Below are 7,348 nucleotides of genomic sequence, written 5' to 3'. Positions count from 1 at the left end.
CCCACAGCGCTGCGCGCTGTGCAAGCGAACCACCTCGCTTCGCTCGGTGGCCCGACCCGCTCCGCGGGTCGGGCTGGGGTGCTGCGCACCCCAGTTGCCCGTGGCTTCGCCACGGGCCGGCCCTCCGGGCCGTCAGATCCCGCGCTCCGCTTGGGATCTGATTGCGCTTCGCGCAACGGGTCGCTTCGCTCCCCTTGGCCTTCCGGCTTCGCCTCCAGGCCGGCCCGCTGGCGCGGGCGGCTGGCTACCGGGGTGGGTGGCTGTTGAGGTTGTTGCGCATGACGGTGCGGAGTTCAGCGAAGTGCTCTTCCCAACGGTCCCTCAGATCGAGGTAGCTGGGCTCGGTGTGGAGTGCGCCTTCCTCGATCAGGTCTCGTAGATCTCTCAAGGCCCGGAAGGCTGCGGTGGATGCTTCGATAACGGATTGCGGGGAGATGAGCGCTACCTGGTACCGCAGTTCGTAGGCGTTTCCCTCTTTGAATGCCTCGATGGCTTTGCGGGCCCGCTCCTCGGGTGGCGTATGGGTGGAGCGTGCGGCCAGTCGGAGATGATTCCTGGTGCTTGCCAGGGCGGCAAGGTAGTCGGCGTAGAGCTGGCGCCGGGCGTTGTGCTCACTGTCCTGACGGGTGCGCTTTGCGCGGGACAGGTCAGCGGCAAGGGTCGCCAGAACACCGATCACCGCGCCTACTACCGTGCTTATCAGTGGCCCCCATTGCATCCGGCGAGCCTAACCCGTGGCGAGGTGGCGTCGGGTTGTCATGGGTGCGGCTTCCTTTTGCATCATTCTCGTTGGCGGATAGGCTATGGAATGCGAGACGGCCACCACTCCAGCGGTCGATGCCGGCGAATGGGCGAGATCGTTCAGGATGGAGGGAGCCAGCGTGACGAAGGTGGTTTTGCGGGCTCATCAGCGGGAGGCCGTGGACGCGGTGCGCCGTGCACTCGAGCCGGCTGTGGGCTCGCGGGTGTCCGCGCGTGGGCTCCGTACGCAGGTGGTGATGGCGACCGGCTCGGGCAAGAGCCTCGTTTCTGTGCGTAGCGCGGAGGAGCTTCGGGCGGGCCGAGTGCTGGTGCTGGTGCCCTCGCTGGATTTGCTGGCCCAGACCGAGGTGGCGTGGCGCGAGGGCGGCCGTAGAGGCCCGATGATCGGGGTCTCGTCCCTGCGCGGGGATGAGGTGGCCTTCCCCAACACCACGGAGGTGGAAGAGCTGGTCGACTGGGTGCGCCCGTTCGACCGCGTTACGGTGTTGGCCACGTACGCCTCGCTCGGGCTCGGGACGCTGGAGCGCGCGCATAAGGCCGGCCTTCCGGGCTGGGACCTGATTGTCGTCGACGAGGCGCACCGGACCTCCGGACGGATCGGCAAGCCCTGGGCGGTCGTCCACGACAACACCCGCATCCCCTCCCTCCGGCGGCTGTATATGACGGCTACGCCCCGGCTGTGGCAGCTGGATGAGGAGTCCAAGCGGGGCGCGCCGGGCGAGCTGGTGGCGAGCATGGAGGACGATCCGGGTGGGCCGTTCGGGGCTCGCTGCTACACCCTCACCCTCTCCGAGGCGATCGATCGGGGCATCTGCGCGCCGTACCAGGTGGTGTGTGTGGACATCACCGACACCCAGCTCCAAGCAGCCCAGCTGCTGGGCGCCGAGGGCCGCTCGGACCAGGTCCGCGGCGCCCGGCTCGCCGCGCTCCAGACCGCACTTGTCAAGGCGTCCTCGGAGGAGAACTTCCGACGCACGCTCGTCTTCCACCACGTCGTCAAGGAGGCCGAGGCGTTCGCGGCGGGCCTCCCGCACGTCGCTGCGCAGCTGCACGCCGCCGGCCCCGAGTCGCACCCCAAGATGATCTGGGCGGACTGGCTGTGCGGTGAGCACAAGCCGAACCATCGCCGCCGGGTGCTGGGCGAGTTCGCGGCCGGGATCGCGACGGATGGCACAGTCGTGGAGAAGGGCTACTTGGGGTCGGTGAAGGTACTCGGGGAGGGTGTCGACATCCGCCACTGTGACTCCGTGTACTTCGCCGATGTCCGCGGCTCCATGCCCGACCTCGTTCAGGCCGTGGGCCGCGCGCTGCGGATGCAGCCCGGTGAGGGCAAGGTCGCATCCCTCGTGGTGCCCGTCCTGCTCGGGCCCGGGGAGACAGCGGACAACATGCTCACTTCCCGGGCGTTCGGCGGATTGGCGAAGCTGCTGGGAGCCCTCAGAGCGCACGACGCCCGCGTGGTGGAGGCATTGGCCCAGCCGCAGGCGCAAAGCCGCTCCACGGGCGTGCAGAGCCGCTCGGGAGGCGATGGCGGGGAGGGGGAGAGCCGCGAGCACGGACTCTCGGCGCCGGCCCGGGCACTGCTGAAATTCAGCACACCCCGCGACCCGGCGCAGCTGGCTGCGTTCATCAACCTGCGCGTGGTGAACCCCGAACATCAGCACTGGCGCCGCGGGGTGGAGGCTGCCGCCATCTACGTCCGCGAGTACGGCGATGTGAAGGTGCCGTTCACCTACCGCGTGCCCGCGGGCGATGACCAGGCGGTGGAGGCCGAGGGGTGGCCGGCCTGCCTCGCCGGGTTTCCGCTGGGGCAGTGGATCGCCGACGCACGCCGCTTCTACGCCCGCGGCGACATGGACGCCGACCGCATCGAGCAGCTGGAGAAGCTGGGCATGGTCTGGAGCCACTTCGATGTCGCGTGGGAGGAAGGTCTCGCAGCGGCGCGCGGGTGGGCGGCCGAGGCGGGCCACCTCCTGGCCCCGCTGGACGCCACCTTCCAGGGCTACCGGGTGGGGATCTGGCTGAAGAACGCGCGGGCCGCCGCCCGCAAGGCGCAGCAGAATGAGCAACGGCGTGCCGAGGGCCTGCCGGTGGAGTCGTCGGCGGGGGCGCTGTCGGAGGAGCGGCGCGAGCAGCTGGAGGACATCGACGCGTCGTGGTGCCCGGCCTGGCCGGTGGAGTGGCAGCGCGCCTTCCACCTCGTCCGGCTTCATCTGGAGGCCGGCGGCACGCTGCCGACCGGGCCCGGTGACGTCGTGCAGCAGGGCGAGGACCTTGGCCGGTGGGTGCGCTCGGTGCGGCTCGGCTGGGACAATCTCACCACCGTGCAGCAGTGGATGTGTGAGCAGGTCCTGGGGATCGAGCCCGCGGCCGAGGACGAGAAGCCGCCCCCTCGCCGTACGCAGGCCGACAAGTGGGCGATGAACTACGCGGCCGCCAAGCAGTTCTTCGAGCGCGAGGGGCACCTTCGCGTGCCGCGCAAGCACGTCGAACGGATCGTCGTCGGCGAGGACCAGGAGGAGCGGGAGCTCCGGCTCGGGGCGTGGATCGGGAATCAGCGCAGCCGGGCCGCGGCACTGTCCCCGGAGCGGGTGGGGCAGCTGGCCGCGATCGGGATGCGGTGGGCGTAAGCGGCGAGCCGGGAGGGGGCGAAGGGGGCAGCGTGCGACATCCGCTCCCGCCACCCCATAACAAGAGTACGTAGGAAGGCCCGGACCGCATGGTCCGGGCCTCTTTCAGTTTTCGCGAATCTTCGTGTGGGGGTGCTGTCCGGTGGCATCTGTGCAGCTCAAGGGGTGCAGTGGGGCGTTTTCGCGAGCACGCGACACAGACCCCTGCTTCGGCAGAGAGTCGCGCCATTCGAACGTCATCAACGGAATCGAGGAAGCGCTGATGTGCCGTCACAGCCGTGCAGGGGCGATGCAGGAGCCGCTAGCGTGGTTTCGCCGCCCCGGCACGGGCTTACGAGCCTGAACGAGGGACGTGCTCCGGCCGTGAGCCGAGCTGACAGCCGGCCGCGCGGCGACCACCCCGCGGACGACAGTCACCGAGCTGTCCGCCACTGCCGAGCTCACCCACGCGTCGAAAGGCACCCTCATGTCCCCCAGCGCAAGTCCCTCTTCCCCGCCCGTCCAGTCCCCAGGCGCCGACACTGGCTGACACGGCGTCTCCGCGTGTTCAGGGCCTGGCTCCGAGCTGCCGCATGGCGCACCGTGTGCCGGCTCGGTGTCGAGTTCAGCAACGGCGTCGCGTACACCGCCGGGGTGTTCCTCGTCGTCGGCCTTGTCACGTACTGTGCCGGGCTGGCCCTCCGCGACGTTCTCGACATCCTCCGGCTGTGAGCAGTGGTGACATCCGCAGCCCTCGGTCCCGGCCGCGATGGCGACCGGGACCGGGCGGGACAGGGCGAGGAGCGGACGGAGGCACCGCGGCCTTCAGCAAGTGCGGGCGCCCGTCGGATACCCCATAGCTAATCGACTCGGCTCAGACGCCCTTGCTGATTTGCAGGTACGCAGATCTCCAAGGGCCCAGCGAATAGTGTTCAGTCGTCGTGTGACATTCGCAGCTTCCCCTTGCACCTGGACCCGTACAACAAGGGCGCTGCAAAACTGTGGCGCGCGAGGGAGAAGCATCGTCGGTGGCCGCGGGCTGCAACTCGCGAGGGGATGTATGCCATGACGACAGAAGTAGAGATCGCCGAGACTGTGGACGCTGGATTGGCCGAGGGGCGAGGGGCTCGGATCGAGCGGGAGGCCGCGGCGCTTCCTGCCCGGGTACGCCCCGCTGTCCGTCTCTGAGATCTGTGCCGTTCTGGAACCGGTGGAGGCGCACAGGGCCGCCTCGTTCCTGGCTCAGGTGGCGGCCGTTGACCTGCTCTGGCCGAGCCATCGGCACCTGCCCGTCGAGAACGCCGAGCGCGCGGTGGGCCGGGTGGTGTCCCTGCTCGGGTCGGAGGCCGGCTGGTGGACCAATCACGACGCGGAATGCGGTGCAGTGAATGGGCTCACCCCTGTGTTCGACAGTCTGCTCGCAGGGACGGACGGTGAATACTTCGCGCTGGCCTTGCAGATCGCCGAGGACTGAGCGCCCGCCCCGGAAGGGGTGATCAGCGGTGTCTCTGCGTGGGGCGCACGGCCATCCGTCAATGGTGCCCGCGTTCCTGCTTATCGACGCCGCGGCGTGCTCCGGCCCCGCTGGCGGCTCGCCACAGCTGTTCGGCTCGCCGATGCCGATCCGGCCTTCAGGACTGGCTGGGTATCTGGCCAGAGGGGCCAACTGAAGCGCTCAGTCACACCTGGTGTGGCTGAGCGCTTGAGTTGGCCAGTTGAGAAGGGGTGGCGAGCCCGCTCCGTCCGCCCAGCCGGCGTCGCTGTCGGCGCTCTGTGTCATTATGCGGACGCGTCTCAGGGGAGTGGGCCGCGGTCTGTTGATTGCACGGGGGTTGGGGTGGGTGCGGGTACGGAGCCGGATGGCTCTTTCAGGTCCGACGAGGAGTGGGAGCGGTTTCTGCGCGAGTCGGTGGCGGGTGCCGTGGATGCGCCCAAGGAGCCATCGGCGCGGGCCCGCGCCGTGGCGAGGCGGCTGCGCGCGGAGCCCGGCCGTGGCCTGGAGGGCTGGCGCAGCTACACGCCCCCGCGGCCCAAGCGGCGCACGGGTTGGTACGCGGCTGGGTTGTTGGCCTCGCTGGTGTTGCTGGTGGTGGCGCTTGCGCCGGAGTGGATGGTGGACCTGTTCGCCGGCGGCGGCCTTGAGGCCCCATCGCTGGCGGCCGAGACCGCCCGCCCGACGCAGGCTCCTCCGGCGGAGGTGGCTCAACGCCCCACCATGGACGAGCCGTTCCGCGGTTCGCCGGCGGCGAGCTGGGCGAGCGGAGCGGCGGGGATCACCGTGCCGAAGGCCGGGGCGGTCGGCTGGATGAGCGCGGTCGAGGTCGAGCGGGCCCTTGCCCGCACCCGGGGCTTCCTCGTCGCGTCCGGTCTGGACCGCGGGGTGCTGCGGGGCGAGCGCCCCGAGAAGGCGATTGCCCTGATCAACCCGCACCAAAAGGACGTCCAGGATCTTCTGAAAACCGCTTTCCGCACCCCGAGCGGGAAGAACGACCCTCTTCTCCTGTTCAGCCGTTTCCGGCCCTCCCGCATCCGGCTGGTCGGCGACGTCGTGAAGACTCGTGGCCGGCTGACCTACCGGGAGGGCGAGCGCGGCGCACTTCAGGTGACCGCCGATGTCACCTTCGTATACCCGGTCACCCGCGCGGACGCGGGCGGTAGCGATGAGATCGTGCGCACGATCGTCCGGCGCGAGCTGGTCCTGAGCTGGGACGATCCTGACAAGGTGATCACTGAGCCGGGCACGTTCTCGATCGTTTCGCACAAGTACGACATGACCAACGGCGGCTGCGGCGCCCCGACGGGCTACTTCACCCCTCCGTTCGGCGCGGATCGGCAGGCGGACGAGGGCGGCACGGAGATCGACCCGTATGACCGCAGTGCGCCGGTGGGGCGGGGCGAGTCTTCTGGGGATGGGTGCGGGAGGGCGACGCGGTCCTAGCGGGCATTGCTCGGTGGCGGCGGCCCCGACCCCGAGGGCGGTGATCATGCGGGTGCTGGCCCGCCGCTCGCAACGAAGGTGGTGGAGGAGGTGGTCGGGGCCGCTGACGAGAAGCAGCTGGACAAGGTCATCGCCCGCTACGGCCGTGTCGGTCTTTGTGCATCGATGAGTGGGGTGCATGGGACTTGACGGGTGTGGCGCCGAGTTGCTGTTCCAGGTCCTGGCGAGGGCGAGGAGAAGAGCAGCGTCGCCGTCGCGTCCTACGAGTCGTTCGGCGGGTGGACGAAGACCTTCGCCGGTCCTGGTTCTGCGCGGTCCTCGTCGGGCGCCTGACTTTCAACGGCGCCATCATCGAGACCGGCACCGGCACCGGCACCGGCTCCTGCCGCTTCGCCGCCACCCGTGCCCGCGCCAAGGCGCCCGTGAAGGCCGGCTGGCTCTGAGGTGGTCACGCACCATCTCATGGGCGGTAGGGGGCGGGGTGACGGTCGATCGCGTTGACCTTGGATGTGGTGGGTGGGTCACGCGTTGTCGTGGTCGACGGGTCACCGGTGAGTAGGTGTAGGTGGGGGCTTCGTCCGGGGCCTGTCCTGCCAGCCTGCGGGGCAGGTCTTCCAGATCGCGCGCGCCGTCGTGGGTCTGGGCTCCGTGGGCCAGTCCGCCGCGGATCAAACGCTCGGCCGCGGGGCGGATGAACTGGCTTGCCCAGGTGTCGTGCTCGCGCAGGAGACCCTCGGCCAGGTCCTCGGGGAGGATGGCGCGCTTGGCTGCCGCGATCACACCCTCGGGCAAGGTGGCGATGTTGCGGGCGAGGCGGTCGACGAGAACGCGGCGAGGTGTCGGTGACCTTCCCGCGTGCTTGGCATCCGAGCGTGCGGTGCCGCGGGCGGTGCCGCCCATCTCCCGCACCGGCCGGTCCAAGGCCGCGGCTGCGGCCTTGGACCGGGCCCGGTCAGGTTGGAAATCAGATAGGAGAACACTTTGCGGTGGGGTTGGGTGGGGCGGGCGGGGCGCCGCGCTCCGCAACGTGGAGTTTGGG

5 protein-coding genes and 1 pseudogene are annotated in these 7,348 nt (G+C 69.7%); 5 read left to right on the top strand and 1 reads right to left on the bottom strand.

Annotation, left to right across the window (positions count from 1 at the left end):
- Positions 1-244 precede the first annotated feature (244 nt).
- Positions 245-679, bottom strand: a complete 435-nt coding sequence (locus ACFWJW_RS34505; protein WP_387248631.1) for a hypothetical protein — start codon at positions 677-679, stop codon at positions 245-247.
- Positions 680-866: 187 nt separating this feature from the next.
- Here ACFWJW_RS34505 and ACFWJW_RS34500 point away from each other — a divergent pair, with 187 nt between their 5' ends.
- From ACFWJW_RS34500 to ACFWJW_RS34480, 5 genes and pseudogenes are all read left to right on the top strand, one after another.
- Positions 867-3,392: a Helicase associated domain protein gene (locus ACFWJW_RS34500; RefSeq protein WP_387248629.1), complete on the top strand. Its 2,526-nt coding sequence runs from the start codon at positions 867-869 to the stop codon at positions 3,390-3,392.
- Between the two features lie 543 nt (positions 3,393-3,935).
- Positions 3,936-4,103, top strand: a complete 168-nt coding sequence (locus tag ACFWJW_RS34495) for a hypothetical protein (RefSeq protein ID WP_387248627.1) — start codon at positions 3,936-3,938, stop codon at positions 4,101-4,103.
- Between the two features lie 478 nt (positions 4,104-4,581).
- Entirely contained in the window at positions 4,582-4,845 is a 264-nt protein-coding gene (locus tag ACFWJW_RS34490; RefSeq protein ID WP_387248625.1) for a hypothetical protein, read from the top strand.
- Positions 4,846-5,208: 363 nt separating this feature from the next.
- A complete protein-coding gene (locus tag ACFWJW_RS34485; RefSeq protein WP_387248623.1) occupies positions 5,209-6,309 on the top strand; it encodes a hypothetical protein in 1,101 nt (366 codons plus the stop codon).
- Between the two features lie 66 nt (positions 6,310-6,375).
- A pseudogene (locus ACFWJW_RS34480) lies at positions 6,376-6,752 on the top strand (ATP-binding protein); the annotation flags it as partial.
- Between the last annotated feature and the right edge of the window lie 596 nt (positions 6,753-7,348).

Source organism: Streptomyces sp. NPDC127097 (assembly GCF_042724075.1).
Classification (GTDB): Bacteria; Actinomycetota; Actinomycetes; order Streptomycetales; family Streptomycetaceae; genus Streptomyces.
This window is presented reverse-complemented; position numbering and strand designations above follow the sequence as displayed.